34 protein-coding genes are annotated in these 26,909 nt (G+C 65.1%); 15 read left to right on the top strand and 19 right to left on the bottom strand.

Annotation, left to right across the window (positions count from 1 at the left end):
• The first annotated feature begins 6 nt into the window (after positions 1-6).
• Positions 7-1,191 carry an acyl-CoA dehydrogenase family protein gene (locus CXY80_RS12915; protein WP_104132758.1) on the top strand — a complete coding sequence of 395 codons (1,185 nt, stop codon included), beginning with the start codon at positions 7-9 and terminating at the stop codon, positions 1,189-1,191.
• Between the two features lie 426 nt (positions 1,192-1,617).
• On the top strand, positions 1,618-2,736 hold the full coding sequence (locus CXY80_RS12910; protein WP_104132757.1) for a pyridoxal-phosphate dependent enzyme: 1,119 nt from the start codon (positions 1,618-1,620) through the stop codon (positions 2,734-2,736).
• A 35-nt stretch (positions 2,737-2,771) separates the two neighbouring features.
• Here the strand turns inward: CXY80_RS12910 and CXY80_RS20260 are convergent, their stop codons facing one another.
• On the bottom strand, positions 2,772-2,927 hold the full coding sequence (locus CXY80_RS20260) for a hypothetical protein (protein WP_233195365.1): 156 nt from the start codon (positions 2,925-2,927) through the stop codon (positions 2,772-2,774).
• 255 nt (positions 2,928-3,182) lie between these two features.
• A complete protein-coding gene (locus CXY80_RS12900; protein WP_104132755.1) occupies positions 3,183-4,184 on the bottom strand; it encodes an isopenicillin N synthase family oxygenase in 1,002 nt (333 codons plus the stop codon).
• Between the two features lie 587 nt (positions 4,185-4,771).
• Here CXY80_RS12900 and CXY80_RS19520 point away from each other — a divergent pair.
• From CXY80_RS19520 to CXY80_RS12890, 3 genes are all read left to right on the top strand, one after another.
• On the top strand, positions 4,772-5,170 hold the full coding sequence (locus CXY80_RS19520) for a hypothetical protein (RefSeq protein WP_158251649.1): 399 nt from the start codon (positions 4,772-4,774) through the stop codon (positions 5,168-5,170).
• Complete coding sequence (locus CXY80_RS20255; protein ID WP_104132754.1) at positions 5,055-6,059, top strand: DUF222 domain-containing protein; 1,005 nt, start codon at positions 5,055-5,057, stop codon at positions 6,057-6,059. The genes CXY80_RS19520 and CXY80_RS20255 overlap by 116 nt, the downstream gene beginning before the upstream one ends.
• The gene (locus CXY80_RS12890; RefSeq protein ID WP_233195364.1) at positions 6,010-6,642 is read left to right on the top strand and encodes an HNH endonuclease signature motif containing protein; all 633 of its coding nucleotides are present in this window, start codon (positions 6,010-6,012) and stop codon (positions 6,640-6,642) included. The genes CXY80_RS20255 and CXY80_RS12890 overlap by 50 nt, the downstream gene beginning before the upstream one ends.
• Positions 6,643-6,726: 84 nt before the next feature.
• Here the strand turns inward: CXY80_RS12890 and CXY80_RS12885 are convergent, their stop codons facing one another.
• Positions 6,727-7,458: an MFS transporter gene (locus tag CXY80_RS12885; protein WP_233195363.1), complete on the bottom strand. Its 732-nt coding sequence runs from the start codon at positions 7,456-7,458 to the stop codon at positions 6,727-6,729.
• A 17-nt stretch (positions 7,459-7,475) separates the two neighbouring features.
• A complete protein-coding gene (locus CXY80_RS20250) occupies positions 7,476-7,718 on the bottom strand; it encodes a hypothetical protein (RefSeq protein WP_233195362.1) in 243 nt (80 codons plus the stop codon).
• A gap of 23 nt (positions 7,719-7,741) precedes the next feature.
• Between CXY80_RS20250 and CXY80_RS12880 the strand changes: the two genes are divergently transcribed.
• Positions 7,742-8,602: a 3-methyladenine DNA glycosylase gene (locus CXY80_RS12880; protein ID WP_104132752.1), complete on the top strand. Its 861-nt coding sequence runs from the start codon at positions 7,742-7,744 to the stop codon at positions 8,600-8,602.
• Positions 8,603-8,632: 30 nt separating this feature from the next.
• Here CXY80_RS12880 and CXY80_RS19165 read toward each other — a convergent pair whose 3' ends face one another.
• From CXY80_RS19165 to CXY80_RS20240, 4 genes are all read right to left on the bottom strand, one after another.
• Positions 8,633-8,824, bottom strand: a complete 192-nt coding sequence (locus CXY80_RS19165; RefSeq protein WP_134477934.1) for a hypothetical protein — start codon at positions 8,822-8,824, stop codon at positions 8,633-8,635.
• Positions 8,794-9,357: a hypothetical protein gene (locus tag CXY80_RS12875; protein WP_104132751.1), complete on the bottom strand. Its 564-nt coding sequence runs from the start codon at positions 9,355-9,357 to the stop codon at positions 8,794-8,796. Before CXY80_RS12875 ends, CXY80_RS19165 begins: the two co-directional genes overlap by 31 nt.
• Positions 9,354-9,785 (bottom strand): zinc-binding dehydrogenase, encoded by a 432-nt coding sequence (locus tag CXY80_RS20245; RefSeq protein WP_233195361.1) that lies wholly within the window; start codon positions 9,783-9,785, stop codon positions 9,354-9,356. The genes CXY80_RS12875 and CXY80_RS20245 overlap by 4 nt, the downstream gene beginning before the upstream one ends.
• 114 nt (positions 9,786-9,899) lie before the next feature.
• Complete coding sequence (locus CXY80_RS20240; RefSeq protein ID WP_233195360.1) at positions 9,900-10,145, bottom strand: alcohol dehydrogenase catalytic domain-containing protein; 246 nt, start codon at positions 10,143-10,145, stop codon at positions 9,900-9,902.
• Between CXY80_RS20240 and CXY80_RS12865 the strand changes: the two genes are divergently transcribed.
• Both CXY80_RS12865 and CXY80_RS12860 read left to right on the top strand, forming a co-directional pair.
• Complete coding sequence (locus CXY80_RS12865; RefSeq protein WP_369828690.1) at positions 10,059-10,478, top strand: FadR/GntR family transcriptional regulator; 420 nt, start codon at positions 10,059-10,061, stop codon at positions 10,476-10,478. The two genes, CXY80_RS20240 and CXY80_RS12865, sit on opposite strands and share 87 nt — an antisense overlap.
• Positions 10,479-10,747: 269 nt before the next feature.
• A complete protein-coding gene (locus tag CXY80_RS12860) occupies positions 10,748-11,296 on the top strand; it encodes a hypothetical protein (RefSeq protein ID WP_092451531.1) in 549 nt (182 codons plus the stop codon).
• A gap of 55 nt (positions 11,297-11,351) precedes the next feature.
• Here CXY80_RS12860 and CXY80_RS12855 read toward each other — a convergent pair whose 3' ends face one another.
• From CXY80_RS12855 to CXY80_RS12840, 4 genes are all read right to left on the bottom strand, one after another.
• A complete protein-coding gene (locus CXY80_RS12855; protein ID WP_198415535.1) occupies positions 11,352-11,753 on the bottom strand; it encodes an ankyrin repeat domain-containing protein in 402 nt (133 codons plus the stop codon).
• 16 nt (positions 11,754-11,769) lie between these two features.
• A complete protein-coding gene (locus CXY80_RS12850; RefSeq protein ID WP_104132749.1) occupies positions 11,770-12,264 on the bottom strand; it encodes a phosphoribosyltransferase family protein in 495 nt (164 codons plus the stop codon).
• 6 nt (positions 12,265-12,270) lie between these two features.
• On the bottom strand, positions 12,271-12,645 hold the full coding sequence (locus CXY80_RS12845) for a cupin domain-containing protein (protein WP_104132748.1): 375 nt from the start codon (positions 12,643-12,645) through the stop codon (positions 12,271-12,273).
• A 165-nt stretch (positions 12,646-12,810) separates the two neighbouring features.
• A complete protein-coding gene (locus CXY80_RS12840) occupies positions 12,811-13,995 on the bottom strand; it encodes an ATP-binding protein (RefSeq protein ID WP_104132747.1) in 1,185 nt (394 codons plus the stop codon).
• 171 nt (positions 13,996-14,166) lie between these two features.
• On the opposite strand from CXY80_RS12840, the gene CXY80_RS12835 reads away from it, so the two are divergent.
• Complete coding sequence (locus CXY80_RS12835) at positions 14,167-14,943, top strand: alpha/beta fold hydrolase (protein ID WP_092451523.1); 777 nt, start codon at positions 14,167-14,169, stop codon at positions 14,941-14,943.
• A 3-nt stretch (positions 14,944-14,946) separates the two neighbouring features.
• Here the strand turns inward: CXY80_RS12835 and CXY80_RS12830 are convergent, their stop codons facing one another.
• On the bottom strand, positions 14,947-15,378 hold the full coding sequence (locus CXY80_RS12830) for a VOC family protein (protein ID WP_092451521.1): 432 nt from the start codon (positions 15,376-15,378) through the stop codon (positions 14,947-14,949).
• A 225-nt stretch (positions 15,379-15,603) separates the two neighbouring features.
• Between CXY80_RS12830 and CXY80_RS12825 the strand changes: the two genes are divergently transcribed.
• Entirely contained in the window at positions 15,604-17,478 is a 1,875-nt protein-coding gene (locus CXY80_RS12825; RefSeq protein WP_092451518.1) for a DEAD/DEAH box helicase, read from the top strand.
• Positions 17,479-17,531: 53 nt separating this feature from the next.
• Here CXY80_RS12825 and CXY80_RS12820 read toward each other — a convergent pair whose 3' ends face one another.
• Positions 17,532-18,563: an NADPH:quinone reductase gene (locus tag CXY80_RS12820; protein WP_092451516.1), complete on the bottom strand. Its 1,032-nt coding sequence runs from the start codon at positions 18,561-18,563 to the stop codon at positions 17,532-17,534.
• Positions 18,564-18,598: 35 nt separating this feature from the next.
• Entirely contained in the window at positions 18,599-18,979 is a 381-nt protein-coding gene (locus CXY80_RS12815) for a hypothetical protein (RefSeq protein WP_233195359.1), read from the bottom strand.
• Positions 18,980-19,471: 492 nt separating this feature from the next.
• Here CXY80_RS12815 and CXY80_RS12810 point away from each other — a divergent pair, with 492 nt between their 5' ends.
• A complete protein-coding gene (locus CXY80_RS12810; RefSeq protein ID WP_104132746.1) occupies positions 19,472-20,749 on the top strand; it encodes a sensor histidine kinase in 1,278 nt (425 codons plus the stop codon).
• Positions 20,740-21,396, top strand: a complete 657-nt coding sequence (locus CXY80_RS12805) for a response regulator transcription factor (protein WP_104132798.1) — start codon at positions 20,740-20,742, stop codon at positions 21,394-21,396. The genes CXY80_RS12810 and CXY80_RS12805 overlap by 10 nt, the downstream gene beginning before the upstream one ends.
• 40 nt (positions 21,397-21,436) lie before the next feature.
• Here CXY80_RS12805 and CXY80_RS12800 read toward each other — a convergent pair whose 3' ends face one another.
• A complete protein-coding gene (locus CXY80_RS12800) occupies positions 21,437-22,090 on the bottom strand; it encodes a YigZ family protein (RefSeq protein ID WP_104132745.1) in 654 nt (217 codons plus the stop codon).
• 67 nt (positions 22,091-22,157) lie between these two features.
• Positions 22,158-23,147 (bottom strand): DMT family transporter, encoded by a 990-nt coding sequence (locus CXY80_RS12795; protein ID WP_104132744.1) that lies wholly within the window; start codon positions 23,145-23,147, stop codon positions 22,158-22,160.
• Between the two features lie 73 nt (positions 23,148-23,220).
• On the opposite strand from CXY80_RS12795, the gene CXY80_RS12790 reads away from it, so the two are divergent.
• The 3 genes from CXY80_RS12790 to CXY80_RS19515 all read left to right on the top strand — a co-directional run bounded on the left by CXY80_RS12790 (position 23,221) and on the right by CXY80_RS19515 (position 25,008).
• Positions 23,221-23,775 carry a CGNR zinc finger domain-containing protein gene (locus tag CXY80_RS12790; RefSeq protein WP_174775287.1) on the top strand — a complete coding sequence of 185 codons (555 nt, stop codon included), beginning with the start codon at positions 23,221-23,223 and terminating at the stop codon, positions 23,773-23,775.
• A gap of 51 nt (positions 23,776-23,826) precedes the next feature.
• Positions 23,827-24,324, top strand: coding sequence for a nucleoside deaminase (locus CXY80_RS12785; protein ID WP_104132743.1), 498 nt, complete (start codon positions 23,827-23,829; stop codon positions 24,322-24,324).
• Positions 24,325-24,522: 198 nt separating this feature from the next.
• The gene (locus CXY80_RS19515; protein ID WP_158251647.1) at positions 24,523-25,008 is read left to right on the top strand and encodes a hypothetical protein; all 486 of its coding nucleotides are present in this window, start codon (positions 24,523-24,525) and stop codon (positions 25,006-25,008) included.
• Positions 25,009-25,086: 78 nt separating this feature from the next.
• Here CXY80_RS19515 and CXY80_RS12770 read toward each other — a convergent pair whose 3' ends face one another.
• Together CXY80_RS12770 and CXY80_RS12765 are read right to left on the bottom strand one after the other, a co-directional pair.
• Entirely contained in the window at positions 25,087-25,407 is a 321-nt protein-coding gene (locus tag CXY80_RS12770; RefSeq protein ID WP_233195358.1) for a pirin-like C-terminal cupin domain-containing protein, read from the bottom strand.
• Positions 25,408-25,442: 35 nt separating this feature from the next.
• Complete coding sequence (locus CXY80_RS12765) at positions 25,443-26,711, bottom strand: MFS transporter (protein WP_104132740.1); 1,269 nt, start codon at positions 26,709-26,711, stop codon at positions 25,443-25,445.
• Positions 26,712-26,909: the final 198 nt, after the last annotated feature.

Genomic DNA, 26,909 nt, shown 5'->3' with positions numbered 1-26,909 from the left:
GCAGACATGTCAGATCGGGAAACCCGACACGCAGAGCTGGCCTCGACGTACCTGCCCGACGACCTGTTGGGCCGTTTCCGCGCGCGGGCCGACATCTACGATCGGGAAAACCGCTTCTTCGATGAGGACCTCGCCGAGCTCACAGCGCAAGGCTATCTCACCCTGTTTGTGCCGGAGGAGTTCGGCGGCGCAGGTCTGAGCCTCAACGAAGTATCTCGGCTGCAGCAGCGTCTGGCCACGGCAGCGCCCGCGACGGCCCTCGCCGTAAACATGCACCTGATGTGCGTCGGGGTTGTACGTGCGATGTTCGAGCGCGGCGACCGGTCGCTGACGTACGTGTTCGACGAGGTGATGGCCGGTGAGATCTTCGCGTTCGGGGTGAGCGAGCCAGCCAACGACTGGGTACTGCAGGGGTCGAACACCGTTGCTCAGCCGCAGGAGGACGGCGGTTATCTGCTGACCGGGGTGAAGGTTTTCACCTCACTGTCGCCGGTATGGACGCGCCTGATCACCCACGGGCTGGACAGCACCGATGCCGACAACCCGAGGCTCGTGTACGGGTTCATCGAGCGGAGCGCGGAGGGCATCAGCGTGTCGGACCAGTGGGACGTGCTCGGTATGCGCGCGTCGCAGAGCCGTGCGACGATCCTGAAGAACGTGCGGATGCGGCCGGAGAAGGTCGCTCGCAGAATTCCGACGGGGCGATACCCCGATCTGTTGACGTTCGCGATCACGAGCAACTTTCAACTGCTGATCGGGGCTGTGTACACGGGTGTCGCGCGCCGTGCGCTGGATCTGGGCGCCGCGGGGCTGAAAAGCCGGAAGTCGGCCAAGAACGGCACTACCTACGCCCAGGTGCCGGAGTTCCGGGCACGCCTGGCCGACGCCCTCATGGCGTACATGGCGGTGCCCGCGCAGTTGGATGCCTACACTCGCGACTTCGACGACCTCATCGACCACGGCGCAGGCTGGCCGCTGCGTTTGGTCAGCGCGCGCATCAACGCATCGAACGTGGCCCGGCACGCGACCGAAACCGCGCTAATGTGCGCAAGTGGCAGCGGATACAACAACAGCGACGAGCTTAACCGCCTGTTCCGGGATGCTACGGCCGGGCTGTTCCATCCGCCGAGTGCCGACGCCGCCCGACCGATGTACGCGGCCGCATTACTCGACGAGCCCACCGTTGCGTGACGGGCTTCGTCCGCCAAAGCTGATCCCTATTCGCTGGTCATTCCATTGTCCTGCCAACTCGATTGAGGCTGTGTGCAATCTCCCCCGGCAGATCAAACCGGACGAGATCGTGGCATTCTCGGCACGAACAGGGCGGGGAAAATCACGATCATCACGATGGCCGCGACTCTTCTGCAGCCAACCCACGGGAGAACGTGAATTTCATTGCCGACCTCCGGGGAGACCAACAGCAAACGTAGAAGTCTGCTCAACTCGGACTGGAACTGGACGGGGTGAATTTTAGACGATTAGTCATGAAACAGATTCTTCTTATCTCTGTCTCAATTCACCATGCGAGCGCAAGTCTCTGGAGACCGTCACCCGCGTGCTCCACGGCGTCATCATCGACTATTGCGGAACGAACTCTTTAGGAAAAGTAGAGGTAGCATGACTGACAATTTCTACTCCAACCCGGCCGCCAGGCGGTGGCGAACGGATGCTGTGGACGACTCGATCCTGCAATTCCACCGCAGCCTGCCCGACTACCGGCCGAGCCCGCTCACAGAGGTTTCCGCCCTGGCGGACGAGTTGAGGGTCGGCCGTGCGTTCGTGAAAGACGAATCGTTCCGATTCGGCCTGCCGGCGTTCAAGATGATGGGCGCGTCGTACGCGGTGTCACGCGTGCTGTCGGCTCGGGTAGGGTCGCCGGATGCGGCGCTTCCGCTGGACGAGTTGCGCGACCGGCTGACCGCGCAGGCACCGTTCACCCTGGTCGCCGCGACCGACGGCAACCACGGACGCGCGGTCGCCCATGTGGCGCGGCTGATCGGCCTGCCCGCGCGCATCTTCGTCTCGAACTACCTGTCGAAGCTCCCCTGGGCGGCGATCGAATCGGAGGGTGCGGGGGTATTTGGGGTGGACGCACCGTACGACGGCGTGGTGGCTGCCGCCCGCGCCTATGTCGAGTCGGCGGGGGAGAGTGCACTCCACATCCAAGACACCGCCTGGCCCGGCTATGAGCAGGTACCGCAGCTTATCGTCGACGGCTACTCGACCATCTTCAGTGAGGCTGACGCGCAGCTGGGGGAATTGGGGCTTCTCGCCGACCTGGTGACGGTTCCCGTCGGTGTCGGGTCCCTGGCTGAGGCGGCCATCCGCCACTATCGCTCGCGACCGGATGGAGTCGCCGCGGCTCCGACAGTGCTGAGCGTCGAACCCGAGAATGCACCATCCGTCATCGTCTCGCTGCAAGCCGGTAAGCTCACGTCAGTGCCGACCTCATACACGATCATGGCCGGCCTCAACTGCGGCACGCCGTCGAGCAACTCCTGGCCATATTTGATCGACGGCCTGGATGCTGCAGTCACCGTCTCGGAGGACGACACGCGGCGCGCTGTGCATGACCTCGAGCAGTTCGGGGTGGACGCCGGCCCGTGCGGCGCGTCGTCCCTGGCGGCGATGCGCGCAATCGCAGGCGATCCGGGCAGACGCACCGCAGCGTCGCTGACTTCCGATGCCGTGGTCGTGCTGCTGAGTACAGAAAGCCGCTCTGCAAATCCGATCTGAGCCGAGGGATCCGCGTCAGGCCAGCCGGATGCCCGTCACAGGTGGCTCAGCACGTCCAGTCGAAGCTGCGCGACGACGGCGACTACGATGCAGCTGGTGACGGTGATGGTCGGCACCCAGCCGTGGACCGAGCCGAGTGTCCGAGCCATCCGCTCGTCGAAACGGCCCTGGCTGGTATTGTGCAGGGTCACGGCCCAGAACAGCGGGACTTTCCGATCGTCTTTGAACTCCTGGGTGAAACGCCTACGTGCTGCGGTAATGCTGATCTCTACTTTCAGTAGACCCACATTTTAAGAGGGCCCACTGTCCGAGATATCCGCAGCAGCTCACTTTGGGATTTAGTGCTCTAATGCTATTCAGGCCCGGAAGGAGGTCATCATCGAGTAGACGGTTTAGGTAACGCGTATGACGGTTGTCTCGGTCCGGGCATCATCTGTTATCTGGGGTTAGATCAGATCGGCGTGGTGGGCCGCAGCCACGTTGGGGTGGGCGCGTAAGCGGTAGCGCAGGGCGTTGTCACCGTAGGTCGTCTCGAGAATGGGGCTGTTGGTCGGGTCGGCAGAGAGCCCGCGGGCCTCGCGAGACAGGCTCTCGTCGAGCTGCAGTCGCGGCATTACGGTGTCGAGTGCAGGGTTGAAGAAGAACGGCACGGAGATGCGGTCGGACCCGTCTTCAGGGGAGAAAACGCGGTGCAGGGTCGCCTTGAGGTAGCCATCCGTTGCCAGTTCGAGCATTTCGCCGATGTTCACGACGAAGGCGCCGTCGAGCGGGGGAGCGTCGATCCACTCGCCATCGTGCTCGACTTGCAGGCCGTCTTTGTCTGGTTCGACGAGCAGCAGTGTGAGAACTCCACCGTCGCGGTGCTCGCCCACACCCTGGGCACGTACCGGCTGGCCGGGATAGCGCACGATCTTGGTCAAGAGGAACGGGTTCTCGGCGAAAGCGGCGTCGAAGACGCTCTCGGGGCTGCCGAGGGCGAGTGCCCAGGCGCGCAGCAGGCGAAGCGCGATGCGGCTCAGCTCCTCATTCCAGCGCAGGGCGACGGTCTTCAGCTCGGGCAAGGACTCCGGCCAGAGGTTCGGGCCCTCGAGGCGCCAATAGTCTGGAGTTCCGACGGCGAGGGGCACGGGCTCGCGGTCTACTCCGATATCGATTTGCTCACGCCAGTCAACGGCGTTGGCGGTGAGCTCCCCGCCAACGCGGGTATAACCGCGAAACTGGGGACTGTGGATGTTTTCCAGCTTGAGTTTCTGGTCGGCCGGCAGATCAAAGAATTTGCGGGAGACGGCGAGGAGCTCTTTCGTCAGCTGCGGGTCGACGCCGTGGCCGGTCAGGTAGAAGAACCCGACCTCGTGGGTGACGCGCAGGAGTTCGGCGCGGAATACCGCAGCTTCGGCTTCGCCAGCGTCGAGTAGAGAGAAATCGAGGATCGGCAGTGAGAACACCATGGTCTAAGTCTGGCACCGAGCAGGCCACGCCGCGAATCGTGACGCCTCCGAGCCTGGGACAGGGTTATAAGTGTCGGCTGACATTCGCTTGGATGTGCGGGGTTTAGCACCACTCAGCGGGACGTGACCGGGCTTTCAGCGCCGCGAGGACTGTGGTGATGGAATATATCCAATCTTGGTACTACCGGCGGCGCCCTCATTCACACAGCGGAAGGCTCCAACCCGCGGTCGCGTTGGCCGCCCACCGCGATGCCCGCCAAACGGCAGCGGCGTAGAAGAAAAATCAATCAGATTGTCTCAATAACTGGACGGGCGCACATCGGCGATGCGGAATTGGCGCGGTGCTGGTGCGCGGGGCGGTGGAGCAGGCGCGGACGCTGGGGCTATTCGTGATTGAGAATCGTTTATTGTTTCGACATCAAAAAGTTGGCACCAACCGACTTCGGCGGAGTATTACGAGCGATTATCACTCTCCTGCAGATGGAAGCAAGGTTCACGACCTTCAGTTGCGTAAATGCTGTCTCGAATATGTCTGAGTTTCTCTCGCTTTTGTGTTCGGTTTGGGCTACAATCATGGGAAGGAGGCAATGGCGCCCATGTTCATGGAAAACCCGAGCGAGGTCAGTGTGAACCCTGTGATTGTGGCGGTGGAGCAGGCGCGGGATGCGTTGTTGGCGGCGTTGGGTGGGGTGTCGTTCGGGCTGCTCGGTGATGACGAGTCCTTGAGCATGTTGCTTGCGCTGGAGAGTGTGGGCCGGGTTGTTGATGGCGCCCGGGTGCTGTCGACGACGGATGTGCTCCGTCGTTCCGAGTACTTTGATGAGTCCGTGGCCACGACGGCAGCGGCGATGACCGCCGATCAGACCGAGGATGACCGCCGATCAGACCGAGGTGGAAGCGGCGGGCGCGGTGTCTCTGGCGCGTCGGCTCGGCTGCCGCAGCGGCCTCGTGTTGGTCTCGACCCTGGCCCGGTTGTCGCGCAGTGAGGTGCGGCAGCGTGCCAGCCTGGGTAAGACTGCGGGTGAGCGGATGCTGCTGGGTCGGCCCCTGACGCCCACCTATCCCGTCGTCGGGGAAGCTGTGCAGGGCGGGTTGCTTGGCGTGGAGCAGGCCCGGGTGATCGTGAAGGTCCTCGACGGCCTACGCCCCTCGGTTCTGGTTGATGACCTTGACCGGGTCGAACGCTCTCTCGTGGCGAGTGGGTCCGGTGCGATCACCCCGGAGACCAAGGGGCTTCCGGGTGCGGGGATTGCGTTCGCGCCGGAGTTGCTGCGGCAGCAGGGCATTGCGTGGCAGGCGCGCCTTGCGTCCGATGGGTCCGCGCCTGGTGAGGCTGCGGTGGAACGGCACAGCTGGCTCTCCTTTGGTGGGCTGGCGAACGGGGGCTACAGCCTGCACGGCTGGCTGAGCACCCTCGACCGCGCCATCATCAGCACCGTCTTCGACGCCTACCTGTCTTCGGCCGCCACCAACCCCGTCCCCGGCGCTGCTTCGCGCGCCACGGTCGCGTTCCACGCGAGCGAACCGTCCGCTGAAGACGGCACGGACAGCACCAGCAGCGATGGCAGCGACATCAGCGACAGCAGCGACAGCGACGGTCGCGCAGCAGCTGCCGCCGACGCTGACGGTGGCGACCAGGCCGAGAACCACACACCGGCAGAGCACGGCGAAGCCGACGAACAGACGGGAGCAAGCGATGGCCAGGTGCTCAGTCCTTGCCCGCAGGAACCGGGCGACATCCGCTCGATTGGTGAGAAGCAGGCCGGGATCCTCCGCGCGGTGTTCGAAGCGGCCGCNCGAGCGGACGGGAGCAAGCGACGGCCAGGTGCTCAGTCCTTGCCCGCAGGAACCGGGCGACATCCGCTCGATTGGTGAGAAGCAGGCCGGGATCCTCCGCGCGGTGTTCGAAGCGGCCGATCGACAGCCGGGAACCCCGACGATGGGCGGCGCGGCACCGACGGTGCTGGTGCACATCCACGTCGACGACCTCCTCGCCGGGCGCGGCGCCGGCTGGATCGACGGCATCGACGGTCCCCTCAGTGTCAAACAAGTCGAAGAACTCGTCTGCGCCGGCGGGTATCAGCCCGTGTTGTTCGGCCACCAGGGTCAGGTTGTGCACCTCGGCACCACCAACCGATTCTTCACCAACAGCCAACGCCGAGCATTAGCGGCCCGTGATGGTGGCTGTGTCATCCCCGGCTGCACCGTGCCACCCCACCTCACGCAGGCTCACCACGTTATTCCCTGGAATAAGGGCGGTCTGACAAATATCGACAACGCCGTTCTCATCTGCAACGCCGCGCATGCCAGCATCGAAACGTCCGGATGGAACATCGACATGCGAGACGGACGCCCCTGGGTCCGCGGACCCCTCATCTTCGACCCCACCCAAACCTGGCGCCCCGCCGGCCAAAACCGCGCCGCCACCCCAGCCGAGAAACCCCACTGGGAAAAGTAGGCCTACCGCTGATCGAGATTCCTGACGTGGGTCTCGATCACTCGTTCTTCGCGCCTCGACAGAGGCATCCGCTTTCTACAAAGGTCAGTGGCGGAGCGAGATGCCGTGCCCGATGCGACGAAACAGCAAGGCCGCGATGATCGCACCGCCCAAGAAGAACCCTGCACCCCACCAGTCAGCCACGGCATAGCCGTCAACAGCAGCCTGGGCGGCAACCGCGGCCGTTGCGGGCAGGTGATCGGCGACGTAGTTGGTGGCCGCAGTGGCGGCGAGGGTATTAGGCAACGCCGTTCCGAGGGAACCGCCGATCTGCTGGCTGGTGTTGACCATCGCCGAGGCGACCCCCGCGAATTGGCCGTCGACGCCGAGCGTCGCGGTCTGCATGGAGGCGGGCATGATCGTTCCCATCGCAAGCCCGATGCTCATCAGCGGCGGCAGCACATCGACCGCGTAGACGCTGTTCAAATCGAGGTGTGTGAGATACACCATGCCGATCGCGCCGCGGGCCATGCCGATCGGCACCAGTACCTTGGGCCCGAATCGAGGCACGAAAATGTTCGTCGACAGCTGCGCGGCCAGCACGAGCATGGCGATCATCGGCAGGAACGACAGACCGGTCTGCATCGGCGAATACTGCAGTGAGGTCTGCAGAAAGTAGGTCACGAACAGGAAGACGCCGAATATACCCGCACCAGAGATGAGAATCGAAATGTAGGCGGCCGCGCGGTTGCGTTCCAGCACGATGGCCATTGGCAGAAGAGGATGCGCCGCCTTGCGTTGCCGAAGCACGAACGCGACCAGCAGAATCCCGGCCACCACAAGCGTGCCCCAGGTCAGGATGAAGTCCCACCGTCGGTCTCCGCATTGGAGAATCCGTAGACCAGACCGAATAGGCCTCCGGAGACCAGCAGGGTTCCGGGAATATCGAGCTTCGGTCGCGGGCCCGTGCGCGTGACGTGGCTGACGAAGACCGCCGCGCCGACAATAGCGACCACGGTGATGACGACGTTGATGTTGAAGTTCCAACGCCAGTCGTCCTGCTGCCCGCCGTCGGCCTGGGCAGCCAGCATCTTCAAGGTTGACGGCGTAGTGTCGACGGGTGCGACGTACTGACCAGACCCAGGAGCTCGAGACCGACGAGTGGCGGGGCCGCGAGCAGGTTCACGAGGAACGCGCCGACGCCTTCACTCGCGGCCGCCGAGAGCGCGCGGCAACCGGCCAGACACATCCGGTCGACGATTTTCTGTTCACGTACTATCCATTTCGCCCGGGCCTGCTGCGCCGCTGGCATCCCGGCGCCGGCGTGCTGCTCCAGGGCGCGGCCGATCTGCCCCGCGCAACGTGGAAGTGGTACCGCAGCACGGGCAGCGCCAGCCAGGTGGATGCCGCCGCCTTCTCCGCAAAAAATGAGCGCGTCATCCGCTTCATCGGAACACTCCTCACCGCGACCCGGCAGCGGCCAGCCCACTTCGGCTGTTTCGGACTGCACGAGTGGGCGATGGTCTACCGCCAGGGTGAGCACCGGCACGTCGCGCCGCTGCGCCTCGGCCAGAGCGACACCGACGCCGTCGTCGACGGCAACCGCGTGGCCTGCAGCCACTTCGACGCGTTTCGGTTCTTCACCCCGGCGGCCCTGCCACTCAATCAGCTGCAACCGTCGCGGGAGAACCAGCCGGTGCTGGAGCAGCCGGGCTGCCTGCACGCCGGCATGGACATCTACAAGTGGGTGATCAAGCTCGGCCCCCTGGTTCCCGGCGAGGTCCTGCTGGACGCCTTCGAGCTTGCGCGCGACATCCGCCAGCTCGACATGGAGGCCTCCCCCTACGACCTGAGCGCCTGGGGCTATGAGCCGGTAGCGGTCGAAACTGCCGCGGGCAAGGCCGAGTACGTGCGCCGGCAGCGCAGCTTCACCGAGCGCAGCAACCTGCTGCGCGACCGCGTGGTCGACCTACTCGGCTGACGCCGCCGCTGCTCCTCGGATGAGATCTGACTATCGCGCCTGATCGGGCATCGGCGGATGACACCGCAGCAGCGTCAGCTCACCGGTTATGGTGAGCTCACCGATGTTGTGCGGCGTGAGAATCGTGAGCCCCGGCGCGAGAACGGCGTGGGACCCGTTCGCCGCGGTGAGCTGCCCGCTCCCCGAGAGGATCACGAGAATGCTGACGCCTGCCTCCAGCACGGTCTCCCCGCTACCGACCTGTATTCCGCACGAAAGTAGGATCCGGCCTGCGGCACCAGGGTGTGCGCGCCGGTGCCAGCGTGCACGAGGAGCGTTTCGAGCTCCGCCAACGACCACCCCTGACGGTCGGTCGCCTCCAAAGCTTTCTCGACGCCAATCCCGAGATGACCGTGCCGCGGCCCATCGAACGCAAAGCCTTTCCACTCCAGCAGCACGGACATGTCTTCGGGCTCCTGCACCTCAACGATAAAGACACCGGCACCGGCACCGAACTGTGCATGGTGGTCACGGCCCAACCAACCGACCGGGTCACCGAGAACAGCGTCGCGGAGTCGTTCCCCGGTTGGAAGCTCGGTCAGCCCAATGTCCTTTTCACCGAAAATCGTCGTGGTCGATGCAACCCAATCTTCGGGAACATGATCGATGCTTCCTTCCTCGTGCCGGAAGGCGCGAATTTTTGGCCCACCGGCGTAGAACCGGTTCGCTGGCTGGTTGCTCGGCAGGAGCACCGGTCGCTCAGGTGCCGCCGTCATCGCGCGGTCGGGTTGGGGGTCACGATGGATTTCAGAACACCCGGTTGTGTCGTCGAACGTAGGGCGGCGTCAACCTGGTCGAGGTCGAAATGGCCGGTGACGAGGGAATCCAGATCAACGAGGCCTCGACTCACCAAGTCGATGGCCGTCGGCCAGGTGTTGGCGTACCGAAAGATGCCCGTGACGATGAGTTCACGGTTCTGGATGACGGAAATCGGCAGGGCAATTTCCCCCGCGCCCATTCTGACGAGCACGACGATTCCCCCGGCGCGAACGGCTCGCAGGCCCGATTGCACGGCGCTCGCTGCACCCGAGGCATCCACAAATACGTCCACCGCGAGTCCAAGCGTCGCGATGTCTTCAACGAGCGGGTCGATTGCCCGGGTCGCACCAAAGAGCAGCGCTTGCGCTCGGCGTGCGCGGCTCACTTCCGAGATGATGATCTCGCTGGCCCCATAGGCACGAGCGACCTGCGCGGTGATGATGCGGATCGGACCGGCACCGGTGATGAGAACACGGGTACCGATGGTTATGCGGCCCTTTTAGGCGGTGGCGATCGCTACCGACAGGGGCTCAAGAATGGACACACGTTCACCCACCCGTTCCGGGTCGATGGCTCGCCCGACGGCAACAATTCGACCGCCCGATTCGTGTCCGAGGACGAGGGGCTCATCAACGATCCAGTCGCCAAGACGACCATCATGCCAGAAATGAACGTCGGATCCGCAGACGCCGACCGCGCCACCGAACGGATGCCCCCCGCTGCGATCGCGCGTCTGCACGGCCATCTGGAGAAAATGCGACTGTCCGCATCCGACCTCTCGGCGTTCGTCGAAGCTGATCTCCAGTTTCATCTGGAACTGGCGCAGAGCACCGACAACACGGCACTTCTGGATCTGCTGCAGAACATCCGCTCGCTCCTGCGTGTCTGGTCGGACCGGTCTGTTCAAGACAACGAGCACGCAAGATTGGCCATTGTGGAACACACCGCCGTCTATGAGGCTATCGCCGCGGGTGATTCCGAAGCGGCCGCCACCGCAATGGTGACGCATATGCGTACCGCAGGTGCTCGCCTGGCTGGACCGACCGAACCGCCTGCCACCGGGCCACTTGGGAGTTGAGCCACCGCAGGTGCTGCCATCCTGCCTGCTGCCGCTTCCGACACTGCCTCTCTTTCAGAGTGCGGCTGCCAGCGTCTTCTCAGGTTTTGCCGCGACGGCGAGTGGATGCCGCTCGTCGCGGCGATCTGCGGTCGCAACATGAGCGTGCCGTACGGTTCACGGCCCCCGTTGTGGGGGAGTCAACCAAACCCGGATCGCCGGGGCTCCGGACCATCTGTGCGGCCCGAAAACAACTCGAGGCTGGAACAGAACAACGATTAGGAGCTCTCATGAACACGATCACGAAGCACACGAACGTTCGCAAGATCACGGCGCTGGGAATCACCGGCGCCGCGGCATCCGCTCTCATCATCGGTGGTTTCGTCGCTCCCGCGCAGGCCTTCACCGGCGACAGCACGAGCACCACGACGAGCACGAGCACCGACAACTCCTCCGAACAGAACCGCCTGGACATCATCGGTGGCCTGTTCAACCTCTCCGGCAACGAGGCAACGGGCAACGGTGTGCTCGGCAACGACACCTCCGTCGGCGGCGTCGGCAACGGTGGCACCTTGAACGGTGGCGTCGTCAACGGCCCGCTCATTGACGACTCGCTCACGAACGACATCGGCGATGTCGCCTCGGGCAACGAGGTCGGCAATGACGCATCCGTCGGGAACGGCACCGACGTGGTAGCACCGATCGAGGCTCCGGTCGACGCCGGTAACGGCACCGACATCGATGGCGTTGATGGCGGCGACATCGACAGCGGTGACATCGACGGCTCGGTCGACTCGATCGTCAACGACGTTCTCGGCGATCTCGGACTCGGCCGCTAACCAAACCGCTTAGCAGCCAGGGCGTCTCCCCTTCGGGAGGCGCCCTTCCTGGCTTTCAGTCGCGCGGGTACGACTCGATGATCTCGCGCATGCGCGGCAGCCCGAACTGGTCGGCGATGGCGACGCCACTGTGTGTGCCGAGGCGAGGGTCGGCATCCGCTTCCAGGAGCAATCGCAGAATCGCCTCATTGTTGCGAAAGACCGCGCACGAGATGGCGGTTTGGCCCATCGCATTAATTGCGGATGCGTCCGCCCCGCGGCGAAGCAGGTCAGCGACGGTCTCGGGGTGCTGCTGATAGGCCGCGACGATCAACAGCGTGTCTCCGCGCGGGTTGACCATATTGATGGGCACCCCGGCGTCGAGCATTTCACCCAGCGGACCGGTCAGGCCGTCGCGGGCGAGGTCGAAAACGCCCTCAATGACCTGCGGGCTGGGCCCGGATGTGTTCTCGTTCACTGAGTGCTCCCGCTCGCTAAAATGTGTCTCCAGCATAACCGGGGGCTGCCACCACCACCCGGCGAGCGCCGAGCCGTCGAGCCACCTGACAGGCGACTCGCGCGGTGGCACCCGTTGCGATGCCGTCATCCACGATGATCACCACCCGACCCTGGAGCGCGACCCGCTCCCGACCGCCACGAAACAGGGTTTCCCTGGCTTCGAGTTGTGCCCGTTCCCGCTGTTCGACCGTGCTCAGGGCTGCCGCCCTCACGCCAACCTGCCGGAGGACGTCGTCGTTGAGCACCCGCACACCGTCCTCGCCGATGGCGCCCATGGCCACCTCAGGATCCATCGGGGCGCCGAGCTTGCGCACCACGATGACGTCCAACGGAGCGTGCAGCGCCCCCGCCACTTCGAACGCCACTGGCACTCCCCCGCGCGGCAAGCCGACGACGACGGGGTCGCTGGGTCGCAGGTACTCGAGCCGGGCGGCCAGCTGGCGCCCGGCATCCGCTCGATCGGTGAACACGCTGGGTCAGCTCGTTGGCACGCCAAACACCCCGGCGCACTCAAACTCGATGCCAATGAACGGCTCGTCACCGACTACCCGCGCGTTGTGTCCCGACGGGATCGGATAGGCGTCACCGGCCGTGATGGTGGCCGTGGTGCCGTCATCGAGCACGGTCTCGAGCGTTCCCGAAATGGCATAGCCGACGTGGACCAGCTGGCAGGAATCGGTGTGCACCACGGGTTGGATGCACTCGGACCAACTCCAGCCAGGCTGCATCGTCATGCGGCCGATCGTATACGGCCTGAAGTGGTTCACTCCCAGAACGGTCTTCTCCGGCGCGCGCCGTTCGTCCGGGGTATCGAACGACTTGATTTGCAGCGCATTCATGGTGATAGACATGGGCTTGTCCTTGATGCTGGAGGGCCAGTGGCAGGGCGTTCCGCAGCACGCGACCCACCGGGCGTGGACGGCCTGTTTGTCGCCCAGAATAGTCTTCGCGCACCACTGCGAATAGGGCAGTTCGAGCGAATCCGGGGAACCGGCGCGCCGGCATCAACGAAACGGTTAGTCGCTTTGTCGGACGATGAAACCGGACATGCCGGGCACTGTAAAGGCGACATAACCCCGTTCGGGCGTGTAAATGTGCCCACTTCGGATCAGGTCTCGACGGTTGACGGAAAGATCGGTGGTGCGCTTTTTTTGAAGCCTGGTGACGAGTTCGGCCATGGACGAGGGGGCATCGTCATCGACTGCCATCGCCGACATAAAGGCACGCTGGGTGGGGGTCGCTCGTCCCCATCTCGATTGGTAGAGCCCCTGTTCTACCTCAATTCGTGCCGCCTCAATGCCGATTCGGGCATCGTCCAGGCTGATAATGTCTGTTGCCCGAACGGACCACACATGACTTCCGCACGCTTGGATGAAATAGGGGTACCCACCGGTGGCTGTCACCGCGGAGTCCAGGGCATCGACATCCCACGCGACTCCGTGAGCGCGTGCGGGGCCAGTGAGCGCGTCCATGGTTGCGGCCGTGTCCAGCAGTCCGATCTGTCGGTAATCGTAGAGCCGCTCCGCGTAGCTCGTCGCATCGGCGAGCACCGCGGGGAGGGAAGGTAGCCGGGCTCCGACAAAGACGACCGGGACGGGAAATACATCCTGCCCGAGGTTGTGCAGGGCAACATTCAGCGCGGCGAGGTCCTCGGTTGATGCTTCTTGAAGTTCATCGACTGCCAAAATGAGAACCGAGTTTGCTTCACGGGCGGCCAGTCCGACAGTTTCCAACAGCTCCTGCAGGTCAACGGCCAAATCTCCGCTGTCGGCAACACCGCGCTCGGGTTCGATGTCGAATGCGAAGGAGTAGGTGCCAGACGGGTCAACCCGCACTTGGAACGAACGCAGAACACTTGCAGCTCTCGACCACAGCGCCCGAGCACGGTCTGAAGTCAAGAGGAGACGGCGCAGAGCCAAGTACAGTTCCTTGGCCAATGCGGCGGCCAAGGGTTGACTCCTCGAGGCTTCAACCTTAACGAAGATGAGCTTGAGATCGGCCGCATCACGTCCCAGCTGATTGAGCAAAACGGTCTTACCCACTCCGCGGAGCCCGGAGAGAATCCAAGGTCGTTCCCCCTCGCCGGATTCTCGCGCCTGGTAGAGCCGGGTTCGGAATTCGCTTAGGAGGGCGGCCCGACCAGCAAGTACCGGCGGAACTCTTCCAGCACCAGGCCTAAAGGGATTCGCAGAAAGGTCCATAACTAAAACAATATATTTTTGAGTAAACGTATTGTTTACTTATCTATATTATTTATTAGAATATGCGTGACGCGCGGGTACGAGTCTGGATCGATGGGACGTCGGCGAGAACTCACTAGTCCGGGCGGCTCTGGGGAACCAGGGCCGCGGCATCCGTGGTGAAATGGGGGAATGTCGCACCGAACCGCCCCCGAGCACCTTTTCGTTCTGTCGCCGGACGGCGTGCAGCTCGCCACCTACGAGCTCGGCGACCCGGAGCACCCGACCGTGTTCGTCGTGCACGGCTTCGCCTCGAGTGCGATCGCCAACTGGCACGCCACGGGATGGACCCGTGACCTGACCCGGGCTGGCTTTCACGTGATCGGCATCGACCAGCGCGGCCACGGCGCCAGCGACAAGCCGCACTCCCCCGACGCGTACACGATGGAGCTGCTCGTCGCCGACGTCGAAGCCGTACTCGACGCGTACCTGCTCACCGAGGTGCGCTACGTCGGCTACTCACTCGGTGCACGGGTCGGCTGGCAGGCCGCCCGCGATCTCGGCGGCCGCATCACGCACGCCGTTCTTGGCGGCATCCCCGACGGTGACCCGCTCAAACGCTTTCAGATAGCGGATGCCCGCGCCCACCTCGAACACGGAGTCGACGTCACCGACCGGCTCACCGGCGCCTACCTCACGATGGCGAAGGCGTTGCCGGGCAACGATCTCGCGGCCCTCGTCGCCCTCGTCGAGGGTATGCGCGGCGGCCCGCAGCCCGGAGCCGCGAACGCCCCAGAGCAGTCACTGCTGTTTGCGACCGGAAGCGAAGACAGCATTCTCGATGCGTCGCGCGCGCTGGCCGAGGTGACGCCGAACGGTGGCTTCTTTGAGATTCCGGGCCGCAATCACTTCAACGCGCCAACGTCACGCGCCTTCCGCGAGGCGGCAATCGCGTTCCTGAAGGCTTAGGCCCTAGCCGAACGAGACGGTTCCATCGTCGTCGACGTGCCAGCCGGGGTTGTGCGCGATCTCCCAGATGACGCCGTTCGGGTCGGCGACGTGGCCGTGGAAGATGCCGCCGAACGCGCCGTCCTGAGCGGGTTTCAGTACGGTACCGCCGGCGGCCGCCATCGCCGCAACCGTTGTGGTGACTTCGTCCCGGCTGTCGAGGTTGTGCGAGAGGGTGACGCCGGTCGCGCCGGTGGTCGTGTGTTCGCGTTGCAGGTCTGCGTCGAATTTCTCGGCATCGAAGAGCCCAAGCATCAGGCCGGGTCCGACCTGGAAGAACACGATCTCACCGGGAACGTCCACGAGCGGCGTCCAGCCGAGGCCGTCGCGATAAAACGTGCGTACGGCCTCGAGGTCGCTCGTGGCCAGGGTAATGAAGTTCACGCGTTGTTCCATGGGTCCAGTCTCACAGAGGCGCCCGTGCTGTGAACTAGCCCCGGGGTGACCGCCGTCGACCGTTTCCAGACCGGTCCGATACCGACCCCGTTGGCCGCGGTCCGGATGGCCCAGACGAGCAGACGTCGGCGGAAGAAAGCGGATGGTGCGGCCCCGGGCATCCGCTTTAAGGGTCGTCGACGAGCCTTTACACCGGGGGCCCTGTCTTCGACTACCGTTGGTACCATGACCGCACCAGACACCACAGCGCAGAACGAGGCAGAAACTGCCACTGCAACCAAGACATTTGCCGATCTCGGACTCAATGACGCCATGCTCAAGGCGCTCAAAGCCGTCGGCTACGAAACCCCCTCGGCCATTCAGGCCGCCACTATTCCCCCACTGCTGGAGGGCCGCGACGTTGTCGGACTCGCCCAGACCGGCACCGGCAAGACGGCCGCGTTCGCGCTGCCGATTCTGAACCGGCTCGACCTGTCCCAAAAGAACCCGCAGGCCCTCGTGCTTGCGCCCACGCGTGAGCTCGCGCTGCAGGTCTGTGAGGCGTTCGAGAAGTACGCCGCCCACATGCGCGGCGTGCACGTGCTGCCGGTCTACGGCGGACAGGGCTACGGCCAGCAGCTGTCGGCCCTGCGCCGTGGGGTGCACATCGTCGTCGGTACTCCCGGTCGCATCATGGACCACCTCGCCAAGGGCACCCTCGACCTCTCAGAGCTGAAGTTCTTGGTGCTCGATGAGGCCGACGAGATGCTGAACATGGGCTTCGTCGAGGACATCGAGACGATTCTCGCCGATACCCCGGACGACAAGCAGGTCGCACTGTTCTCGGCCACGATGCCGGCTCAGATTCGCCGCATTTCCAAGAAGTACCTGCACGATCCCGAAGAGATCACGGTCAAGAGCAAGACCACGACCAGCGCGAACACCACCCAGCGCTACCTGATGGTGTCGTACCCGCAGAAGCTCGATGCGCTCACCCGCATTCTCGAGGTTGAGAACTTCGAGGGCATGATCATCTTCGCCCGCACCAAGAACGAGACCGAGTTGCTGGCCGAGAAGCTGCGTGCGCGCGGTTATTCCGCCATGGCGATCAACGGTGACGTGCAGCAGGTGCAGCGCGAACGCACCATCAACCAGCTCAAGAGCGGCAAGCTCGACATTCTCGTCGCAACGGATGTCGCCGCTCGCGGCCTCGACGTCGAGCGCATCAGCCACGTGGTCAACTACGACATTCCGATTGACACCGAGTCGTATGTGCACCGCATCGGCCGTACCGGCCGTGCTGGCCGCTCGGGCGCAGCGATCAGCTTCGTCACGCCGCGCGAACGTCGCCTGCTCTCCGCGATCGAGAAGGCCACCCGCCAGCCGCTGACCCAGATGCAGCTGCCGAGCGTTGAGGACGTCAACGTGACGCGCCTGACGCGCTTCGACGACGCCATCACCGCGGCGCTCGACGAGACCGACCGGATCAGCAAGTTCCGCGACATCATCGCGCACTACGTGTCGCACCACGACGTGCCCGAGGTCGATGTGGCTGCGGCCCTCGCCGTCGTCGGACAGGGCGAGACGCCCCTGCTGCTCTCAGCCGAGGATGTTCGCGCCCAGCAGCGCCTCGAACGCGACGAGCGGGTCGAACGCTCCGAGCAGCGCGGCGATCGTCCCGAGCGTGGCGGTCGGTCGGACCGACCCGACCGCTCAGACCGTTTTGGTCGCGACGACCGTGGCGGCCGGGACGATCGGGGCAGCTACGGCGCCCGCGACGATCGTCCGGTGCGCAGCGAACGCCCGATTCGCTCCAGCGGCAAGCCGATGGCCCAGTACCGCATCGAGGTCGGCAAGCGTCACAAGGTGGAGCCGCGTCAGATCGTCGGCGCCCTCGCCAACGAGGGTGGCCTGAGCCGCGACGACTTCGGCCACATCAAGATTCTGCCGGAGTTCTCCCTGGTCGAGCTTCCCGCTGACCTCGCGGGCGACGTGTTCTCCAAGCTGGAGAACACCCGCATCAGCGGCAAGCTGATCGAGCTGCGTGCCGACAAGGGCGGAGCCTCACGCTCCGCCGAGCAGGGCGACCGCCCGCCGCGCGCTCCGCGCCGCGAGTACTAGAGTCTGAACTCGAAAGCCCCCTCACCGTTCGCGGCGAGGGGGCTTTCGCGCTGTCAGGCCCGCGATACGTCGATGAGCACCTTTCCGGTGACCCCGCTTTCGACGAGGGCGTGGGCATCCGCGGTGTGGGCCAGTTCGAAGCGGTGCAGCGGCAGTCCCGCATCCGATCCGACGGGCAAAGCGCCGTCAACGAGGGCTTCGTTGATGGCGGCAGCGGCCTGCTGCACGACCTCGATGCCCACTGTGTAGAGCAGGACGAACTGGTAGCGCACGTTGAGACTGAAGTGTTTACGCACGTCGAGGGTCATCTGGTCGCCGCCGTTGTTGGCGTAGACGGCGATCGATCCGCGGTTGCGGATGACCGCCAGATCGAGTTCGGAGTTCTGGGCCGGGGCTACCTCGACGATGAGGTCGACGCCGTCGGGTGCGATGGCTCGGATTTCAGCGGCGACATCGGGGGCGGTGTAGGTAAGCACATGGTGTGCGCCGGCTGCCGCCGCGAGCTCTGCCTTGGGCGGCCCGCTCACCGTCGTGATCACGGTCGCTCCTGCCCAGCGGGCGAGCTGGATGGCGGCATGGCCGACGGCGCCTGCACCACCCGCGACGAGCACGATCCTGCCGTCGAGCGCGCCGGGATGCAGCCGCCGCGGTCCATCCTCGGCGACAGTGAGCGCCCGGTAAGCGGTGATCGCTGGCACACCAAGGCACGCGCCCTGGTCAAAACTCGCCGAGGAGGGCAGCAGAAAGACGCGTTCTGCCGGGAGCACGGCGTACTCCTGGGCGGTTCCGCCGGCGGCCCGCTGGTAGGCGGCGAGGGCGAGCCAGACGCGATCGCCGACGGCCACATTCGAGACACCGGAGCCGACCGCGTCGACGAGCCCGGAACCGTCCTGGTTCGGGACCACGTCAGGGAACGCGAGGGATTCCCCCGGGCGCGCGCCACGGCGCGACTTCCAGTCGGTCGGATTCACCCCGCCCACCGCGATTCGCACGCGCACTTCGCCGGCTCCGGGCTCACTCACCGGCCGATCAACCAAGTGGAGCACGGACGGGTCACCGGTTTCGCTATACACAATCGTCTTCATGTGAAACCCAACGCTTGAGGCGCAGGAATGTTTCCCTAAAGCGCGGTTCGTTCGATCGTGGCTTCCAGGTTGGTGCGAATAGTGCTCATGGTCTCACTGAACGCCTGGTCGATATCAATGTCGAGCTTGCTGGCCGGCACGAAGGTCCACCAGAGCGATTCCGCCAGCTTGTGCGTCAGTTCGGCGGTCGCGTCTCCGTCGATCGGCCAGGTTCCGTCGTGGGCGAGCAGCAGGCGGCCGATGTAGCCGACATCGTTGGTGTATCCGATCGCCATTTCGTTCAGCGACCAGGTCTTGCCGTTGAATCGCTGTTCGAGAATTTCGTACAGGGCGCGCACGCTCAGGGCCTCGGTGCTCGCGGCGCTCAGGCCGGTGTCGGGGGTGTTCGTCGGGCTGTGCGTCGGGCTGTGCGTCATCGTGCGGCTTTCTGGTGGGCTGTCCAACGTTACGCGGCGCGAGGCGAATGTGTACCGTGGTCGAGCTAATTCCAGTATTTCCGCGGTCGGTGGCCCACTCCGCCTCGGCCCCCGACCGAAGATGCACGGCGGTCGTGATCAGGAGCACGAGGTCGATGACGGGAGCCATCGAGAGCAGGGCGAGACCGAAGCACGGAGTTTTAGACGCGCGGTGTTTTAGACGCGCGGTGTTTTCAGGATGTAGCGGGTGAACAATCCGAGCACGATGACAGTCCAGAACCCAATTTCACAGACGACCATAATTCCCAGGATCATGACATACTCCGTTCCAGGGCTTCGCGAGTTTGTTCTGCGTTGATCATTCCTCCATGGTTGCGGTGGCCCCGCACGGGCGGATCAGCCCCGGGGCCTTCGTCGTCTCCACTTTTAGTTGCAGGCGAAGCAGACCACGGGTGGAGGCCGGGCTGGAAGCACGACCGTACGCTGGGGAGAATGATCCCCCGGCCTCCTCCCACCGAAACCAACGCGATCGACTCCGGACAGGCTCCGCGACTGCGGCCCTGGTCGCGCATCTGGCGGTACCTCGCGACCGCCCTGGCTTCCTTTGTCATCCTGGTTCTGGTGTGCGCCGACTATTCGGGGGCATTCTCCGACGCCCAGGTGTCGGAAAATCTGCTCGGCGGTCTGATCCTTCTGGACTTCGTCCTCGGCGCAGTCGCGCTGTGCCTGCTCCCGCTGCGTCGCCGGCACCCGGTATTGATCGCCGCCGTGACCGCTGCGCTGTCGGCCGTGTCGGCGTCCTCGTTCGCGGCGGCCATCTGGGCTGCAATTTCGATGAGCACCCGGCGCCGCTGGAAAGGCGTCATTGTCGTCGGCGTAATCTGGGGCCTGGCCACCGTCTTCTACGAGGTGATCGTGCGGGCGAGCCTGGCCGATCTCACTCTGTATCCGGTGCCGTGGGCATCCGGTGGTCTGGCGATCGCCATCTACGCCATTTGCGTGGCCACCGGGTTCTACATCGGAGCGCGCCGCGACCTGCTGGCCACCCTCCGCGAGCGTGCCCTAAACGCCGAACGAGAGCAGACACTTCGCGCCGCGTCAGCCCGCGACGCCGAGCGCACTCGCATCGCCCGCGAAATGCACGACGTACTCGCGCACCGCATTTCCCTCGTCGCCCTGCACGCTGGCGCATTGACGTATCGAACCGACCTCACCCGGGAGGAGACGGCGCAGGCAGCCGGCATCATCCAGGACAACGCCCACCTCGCCCTGACCGAGCTGCGGCAGGTGCTCGGCGTGTTGCGCGGCGGGCAAGCCACTACTGTGGCGGGGCAACCCGAACCGGCCCAGCCGACGCTGGCTGACCTTCCTGCACTGCTGGCCGAGGCGCGCGAGGCTGGCACAAGGGTGACACTCGATGAAACGGATGCCCCCGGTTTGGCCGGTTCAGACCAGGTAACGCCGGGGCCGTCTCAAACCGTGTCCCGCACCGCCTATCGCTTCGTGCAGGAGGCACTCACCAACTCGCGTAAACACGCGCCGGGTCAGCCGGTCACCCTCCGGCTCGAGCGCGTCGAAGACCTGCTGCACCTCGAAGTGCGCAATGAGGTCGCCACCCCCAGCATTCGGTCACGCTGGACCGACGCAACCGGGAGCGGCGTCGGCCTGATCGGTTTGCAGGAACGCGCCGAACTCGCTGGCGGCCGGATAAGGCACGGCATCGAACCGGATGGCTCGTTTCTTCTGCAAGCATGGTTGCCATGGACCTGACCGTGCGTATTGTGCTCGCCGACGACGACGCCTTGGTGCGAACCGGCCTGCGCCTGATCCTCGGCGGAGACCCGGCGATCGAGATCGTCGGGGAGGCCGGTGACGGGCTCGCGGCGCTGGAACTCATCGGCCGAGAGGCGCCCGACGTGGTACTCATGGATATCCGTATGCCACGGATGGATGGTCTTGCGGCCACCCGTGCCCTGCAGGAGCGCGGCGATCCGGCCAGGGTGATCGTGCTGACGACCTTCGACACGGACGATATGGTGCTCACCGCGCTGCGGCACGGTGCAGCGGGTTTTCTTCTGAAGGACACGCCACCGGCCGAGCTCGTCGCCGCCATACGCCGGGTAGCAAACGGGGACCCGATGCTTTCCCCGAGCGTCACTGCACAGCTCATCGCGAGGGTGATTCGTGCGCCGGACGACCGGCAGCAGCGCGCCCAAGCCTTGCTCGGTCGACGCACCGAACGCGAAACCGAGGTGGCGATCGCGATCGGGCGTGGGCTGTCCAACGCCGAGATCGCCGCCGAGCTGTTCATGGGCGTCGCGACGGTTAAGACCCACGTCGGTCATCTGTTCACGAAACTGGACTCGGCCAACCGGGTGCACATCGCCCGTTGCATCCACGACGCCGGCCTCGCCTGACGCCAGCAGTCCCGGCCGCAAGCCGGATCGAATGGCATGGTCATGCCGGGACGTCGACCCATTCGTGGCCGACCGACTCGAGTTCGGCGCTTCCGGCCGTCACCCCCGCCACGACCGCGGCGAGCCGTTCGGGGTCATCATCGGCCAGCCGGAGCACCGCTTCGCGACCGTAGTCTGTGCCGAGCACGAGCACGCCCCGCTGGCGCAGCTCGGCCTCGATACGACCGGCATCCGCATGGGACAGCGCAAGCGTGAACAGTTCGCGGCGATCACGCCCCACGACGAGCCCCCGGGAGTGCGCCGAGTCGATCGTGGTCAGAACGGCTTCGGAGTAGGCGCGCACGAGGCCGCCGGCACCGAGCAGGGTGCCGCCGAAATAGCGCGTGACAACGGCCACACAGTCGACGAAGCCACGCCCCGCCAGCGCCTCGAGCATGGGCCGGCCCGCCGTTCCCGACGGCTCACCGTCATCATTCGAGCGGCGTATCTGGTCGGGAGCACCGCCCGGACCAAGCACCAACGCCGAGCAGTGGTGGCGAGCCTTCCAGTGCTCCGAGCGGGCTTCGTCGACGGCAGCGTGCGCGCCGTCCTCGGTTTCGGTGCGCACCAGACGGCACAGGAACCGGGACCGTTTAACCTCGATCTCGCTGTCAATGCGGCTGCCGACGCCGCCGCGCAGGGTGAGATCGGACATGGGTCCAGTCTCCCGCATGTCCGGTACGGTTCCGAGCGCCACCTCGTCGCGTTCGGCGACTAACGACTCAGTGAGTGGATGCCGCGGCCGTCGCCTCCCCGGAGGCGGCGGCCGCGGTGTCGTGATGGAGCGGCGCTATTGATGGCAGGGCCTCGGCGCGCTCGGACCGCACCGCAGCGATTCCACCGAGGATCAGCAGCCCGCCGAGTAACTGCAGCGGGCTGAGCTGCTCGCCGAGCAGCAGCCACGCGAACAGCGAGGCGAAGACGACCTCGAGCAGTCCGACGAAGGACGCGAGCCGGGAGCCGAGCACGCCGGCCGCAGTGATTCCGGTGCTATACGCGACGGCGGTGCTGACGAGCACGAGCAGCACCAGCGGCACCCACCACGGCGCCAGCGCGCCGAACAGCGGCAGGTCGCCAAAGGTTGCCGTGATCGGCAGCAAGCCGGTAACCCCGAGCAGACCGAGAATGAAGCCGCCAACGATCAGGCCGAAGGCCGCGAGCGCGACGGCCGGCAGGTCGCGGTCCGGGCGCGCGGCAATGAAGAAGTAGGCGGCGCAGCCAATTGCGGCGAGAAACGCGAAGGTCAGGCCGATCGGATCGACCGTCTGGATCGCTCCGGGCCCGATCACCAGCACAAGGCCGCCGACTGCGAGGGCCGAGCCGAGGAACACGGCCGGGCGGGGCATCCGCTTGGAAACGGCCCAGGCGACGCCGACCAGAATGAGCGGGGCTAGAAATTCGATGAGCAGCGCGGTCGAGACCGGGATGGTCGAAATGGCGGCGAAGTAGGCGAGTTGGGTGCACGCCACGCCGACGATGCCCATGCCGAGTACCCTCCAACGCCCGAGCCATAGGGCGGCCCAGCGCCCCCGCAAAGCCATGACGGCCAGGGGCAGCAGCACGAGTCCGGCGGTGAAGGCGCGAACCGTGACGGCGGCGGCCGGCGACCATCCGGCCTCGAGCAGGGGCTTGACGAGCGCGCCGGAGGTGCCGAACGAGACGGCCGAGAGCACCGCGACGGCGAGGCCGCCGGGGATCGACGTCAGCTTCACGGAGGCGCCCTTCTGTCATGGTCTAAACTGCTTTACACCACTGACAGTACGACCGAGTGCATTAGGAGTCAACTTGCATTTTGCCCCTGACACCGAGGAGGCTCTCGAGTTCGTGGTCATGCTCTGCGATACCGACGCAGGGGCCTCCCGCAGCGGTCGAGACGAGCTCGAAACGCTCGCCGATCTCGCCGCGCTGCTCGCCCCGATTCCGTTCACCGGGCGCATCGACGGGGATGGCGCCGAACTGCGCGATGTACGGCAGACTCGAGCCCTACTCCGTCGGGTGTGGACCCTGGGCCGCGATGACGCGGTGATCGAGGTCAATCGCATGCTGCGCGAGGCTCGCGCGCTCCCCCAGCTCGCGCGTCACGATGTGTCGGACTGGCATCTGCACGCGACCGTGCCCGAAGCACCGCTCGGCGAGCGCATGCGCGTCGAGGCGGCCCTGGCGTTGATCGATGTGATCCGCAGCGACGAAATGGGTCGCTTGCGCATCTGCGAAGCGGATGCCTGCACCGGCCTGGTTCTCGACCTGTCCCGCAACGGGTCCAAGCGTTTCTGCAGTGTGCGCTGCGGCAACCGCATGAACATGATCGCCTTCCGCGAGCGTCAGTCCGCCGAAAAGTAGCTGCGAGGGTGATTAGGCTTGAATCTTTCCCCCATTGAGAAAGTGACTCTCATGACTGACCTCAGCACGGTATCCAGTTCCGACGAAGCGCATCTGCGCCACGCGATCGAAGTCGCCCGCGCCTCCCGTGAAGTGGGCAACCACCCCTTCGGAGCGATCCTCGTCACGAGCGAAGACATCATCATCGAGGGTCAGAACACCGTCGTGACGCTTGGCGATCCGACCGGGCACGCCGAGATGAACCTGGTGCGCATCGCGGCGACGCTGCTCGCCCGGGACGCTCTGCGCTCGAGCACCCTGTATACGAGCACCGAACCGTGCGCCATGTGTTCGGGAGCGATCTATTGGGCTGGCATCGGCCGCGTTGTCTATGCGCTGCCCGAAGAACAGCTCGCGACGATGGTTCCGCTGCAAGACGGCGAGGCCACCATGGATCTGCCCTGCCGCGAGGTGTTCGCCCGTGGCGGCAACAGCGTGACCGTGGCCGGTCCGGCCCTTCTCGCCGAGGCTGCCGAAGTGCACGCTGGTTTCTGGGACGCGCGTAATTAAATCTCGTCCTGCACGTGAATGACGACGTTGCCGATCTTTTTCAGAAACAGCAGGTCTGGTCTACGACGTTGAGGCCGGAATCTCGGCCACGAGACCGCCTTCGGCAATGGTCAGGTACTCAGCGTGGCCGCCGAATTTCACGCCGTTGTAGCCGAAAACCCTTTGGTCGACCGTGAATGATGTGACGCCAACCCCGACTTGCTCGACCAGCCCCGCGAATTCGCAGCCGAGAAACTTGCCGCAGCGCTTCGCGTGCTGCTCGTTGCGGCGCCGGGGATGAACACCGAGCAGGCCTACAAACGGGCCAGGCGCATGCGGGACGACCTCGACGCGGCGGGCATTCTGGCGCGGGAGAAGCAGGCTCGCGACGACACCACCTGGTCGCTGTGGCGGCGGGCCGACGGCATGGTGACCCTGCATGCGCTGTTTCCGCCGGAGCAGGGGGAAATGTGGATGGCAACCTACGACGCGCTGACCAGCCCGCGTCGCGGCGGGGTGCGGTTCGTCGACCCAGAAGGAGCCGCCTGGGCGCAGAGCGTGAAGGACGACCCGCCGACGCTGTGCCCGCCCGTGGCTGGTCCCGTAGACGGCGGCGAGTCGCGGGATGCCGGTCTCGACCAGCTCGACCACCGCAGAGGGGACGACCCGACACCGGGTCACCCGCACGACGATTACCAAAACTAGGCGTTCCCCTACTCGGCACTCCCGAAGCCAGCACTGTCGACAACCACGAGATGGTGGTCTTGACCAGGGACCATGCCGCTAACTGCGGAAACGGAGGCGCACCGTGGGCAGTGGCGGCGCGGGGATCAGGACGGGCTCGCCGTCAGGAAAGGCGCCAAAGCGCAGCTCGTCCCTGTCGAAGCAGGCGTCATCGTCGGCCGCACCGATCTCGGTCTGCCACTGGGCTCGGTAGCTGACGATTTCTTCGTCGCTGCGGCCGACGAAGTTCCACCACCTCAGATTTTGTTCACCGAGTGGTTCACCACCGACGAGCAGCAGGCGCACGGGATCGGCCCCTGCGTCCAGGGTGAGCGAGGACCGACCAACCGGCAAATAGGCGAGGTGATCCTGGGCGAGCACGTGCGCAATTTCCTCCAAGACGTGCGCGACGGGAGCTAAGCGCCGGCGGGCGGCGGCGCATCCGCTTGGATGGTGCGGGCGTCAGCTGGATCCTGCTGGCGGCGGCTGGCCAGAAGGAACGGCAGACCGATGAGCTCGACGACGGCGCCGATCACAAGCGAGGTGCCGTAGCCCTGCAGGTCGGCCGCGCGACCGAGGGCCGGCTGGATGAACACGCCACCGAGGCTGCCGAACAGCGAGTCGAACGACAGCACGGTTGCGCGCTGTTTCGACGGGATCATGTCGTTGAGATACGCCTGCCGTACCGGCCCGGCGACGGCGAACACGAAGCCCCAGACGACCAACAGCAAGACGGCCAGCCAGAACAGGCTGTTCAGGCCGAGCGCGACCAGGATACCGACGCTGACGAGCGACGTCACCAACACCATGCTGGTGCGTTTTCTAAACAGTGAGCGGATGCGCGGCGCGAGCAGTCCGCCGGCCACCTGCGCCAGGGACAGCACGGCCGCGGCCAGCCCGGCAATGGAATACGCGGTCGGGTCGCCGTACAGCTCGAGCAGATAGGGCTGCAGCGCGTAGAACGCATAGATTCCGACCCCGCCGGCGAAGGGCGCCGAAAAGATCACGTAGCGCACCGAGCGCTTTTTCAGGCCGTGCTCGATCGATTGGGTCAGCACGTTGCGGGTCGCTTTCAGCGGGCCGGCGGAGCGATCCGGGTTGAAGCCGAGGTCTTTCATAACGATGTACGCGAAGACAAACATCAGCATGAGCACCCCGGCACGCACCAGGAACGGCACCCCGAGGTCAGTGACCTGGGCGATCACCCCGCCGAGCACGGAGCCGGAGAACATGGCGATTCCGGTCACCACGAGGCCGCGGCCGAACACGGCCTCGAGGCTGCCGGTGTAGCCGGTCGCGGCGAGGGCATCGACCAGCCAGGCTTCGACGGCGCCGGAGAAGAAGGTGAAGCCGAGTCCGAGCAGCACCGACACGATCGCCCACCAGACGAATGGCGCGTGCCAGAGCCAGAGCATCCAGTACAGCCCGGTCGTGACCACCAGCGTGATGGTGCCGAGCAGATAGGACGCCTTACGCCCGACGGTGTCGGCGACTACCCCGGTCGGAATCTCGAAGATCACCATGCCCACGGTGAAGAACGCGTTGGCGGCGAAGGCCTCGAAGTTCGACAGTCCAGCGTCGAGCAGAAACAGGGTGTTGATGCCCCAGATGAACGACGCCGCGAGCGTGTTCCCAAGCATCAGGGTCAGGTAGACGCGCTGCACCCGCCGGGCCGCCGGGTTCACAACCCGAACCCCGCAGACTCCGCATCTTCCATCACAGACTAATCATCAACCCACGAAGAGCGGATGGCTAGCCAGCTATTCGTGGCAGGCCCCCGGTCACAATATCGGGCGCGCGATCTGGCTTGGACGCGTCTACCCTGGCAGGCGTGCACTAGCCCGTGTCTCCTTCTCAACGGCGAGCCAGCACCAGTACTTCTC

Source organism: Cryobacterium sp. M91, assembly GCF_002929615.1.
Lineage (GTDB): Bacteria > Actinomycetota > Actinomycetes > Actinomycetales > Microbacteriaceae > Cryobacterium > Cryobacterium levicorallinum.
The sequence above is the reverse complement of the archived record's forward strand: the minus strand, read 5'-3'. Positions and strand labels throughout refer to the sequence as shown.

Excerpts from the sequence above, each read along its gene's own strand:
- CXY80_RS12915 (WP_104132758.1), top strand. The coding sequence starts at position 7 with ATGTCAGATCGGGAAACCCGACACGCAGAGCTGGCCTCGACGTACCTG.
- CXY80_RS12910 (WP_104132757.1), top strand. The coding sequence starts at position 1,618 with ATGACTGACAATTTCTACTCCAACCCGGCCGCCAGGCGGTGGCGAACG.
- CXY80_RS12900 (WP_104132755.1), bottom strand. The coding sequence starts at position 4,184 with ATGGTGTTCTCACTGCCGATCCTCGATTTCTCTCTACTCGACGCTGGC.
- CXY80_RS19520 (WP_158251649.1), top strand. The coding sequence starts at position 4,772 with ATGGCGCCCATGTTCATGGAAAACCCGAGCGAGGTCAGTGTGAACCCT.
- CXY80_RS12875 (WP_104132751.1), bottom strand. The coding sequence starts at position 9,357 with ATGACGGCGGCACCTGAGCGACCGGTGCTCCTGCCGAGCAACCAGCCA.
- CXY80_RS12865 (WP_369828690.1), top strand. The coding sequence starts at position 10,059 with ATGCCAGAAATGAACGTCGGATCCGCAGACGCCGACCGCGCCACCGAA.
- CXY80_RS20240 (WP_233195360.1), bottom strand. The coding sequence starts at position 10,145 with ATGGCCGTGCAGACGCGCGATCGCAGCGGGGGGCATCCGTTCGGTGGC.
- CXY80_RS12860 (WP_092451531.1), top strand. The coding sequence starts at position 10,748 with ATGAACACGATCACGAAGCACACGAACGTTCGCAAGATCACGGCGCTG.
- CXY80_RS12845 (WP_104132748.1), bottom strand. The coding sequence starts at position 12,645 with ATGTCTATCACCATGAATGCGCTGCAAATCAAGTCGTTCGATACCCCG.
- CXY80_RS12840 (WP_104132747.1), bottom strand. The coding sequence starts at position 13,995 with ATGGACCTTTCTGCGAATCCCTTTAGGCCTGGTGCTGGAAGAGTTCCG.
- CXY80_RS12835 (WP_092451523.1), top strand. The coding sequence starts at position 14,167 with ATGTCGCACCGAACCGCCCCCGAGCACCTTTTCGTTCTGTCGCCGGAC.
- CXY80_RS12830 (WP_092451521.1), bottom strand. The coding sequence starts at position 15,378 with ATGGAACAACGCGTGAACTTCATTACCCTGGCCACGAGCGACCTCGAG.
- CXY80_RS12825 (WP_092451518.1), top strand. The coding sequence starts at position 15,604 with ATGACCGCACCAGACACCACAGCGCAGAACGAGGCAGAAACTGCCACT.
- CXY80_RS12820 (WP_092451516.1), bottom strand. The coding sequence starts at position 18,563 with ATGAAGACGATTGTGTATAGCGAAACCGGTGACCCGTCCGTGCTCCAC.
- CXY80_RS12815 (WP_233195359.1), bottom strand. The coding sequence starts at position 18,979 with ATGACGCACAGCCCGACGCACAGCCCGACGAACACCCCCGACACCGGC.
- CXY80_RS12810 (WP_104132746.1), top strand. The coding sequence starts at position 19,472 with ATGATCCCCCGGCCTCCTCCCACCGAAACCAACGCGATCGACTCCGGA.
- CXY80_RS12805 (WP_104132798.1), top strand. The coding sequence starts at position 20,740 with ATGGACCTGACCGTGCGTATTGTGCTCGCCGACGACGACGCCTTGGTG.
- CXY80_RS12800 (WP_104132745.1), bottom strand. The coding sequence starts at position 22,090 with ATGTCCGATCTCACCCTGCGCGGCGGCGTCGGCAGCCGCATTGACAGC.
- CXY80_RS12785 (WP_104132743.1), top strand. The coding sequence starts at position 23,827 with ATGACTGACCTCAGCACGGTATCCAGTTCCGACGAAGCGCATCTGCGC.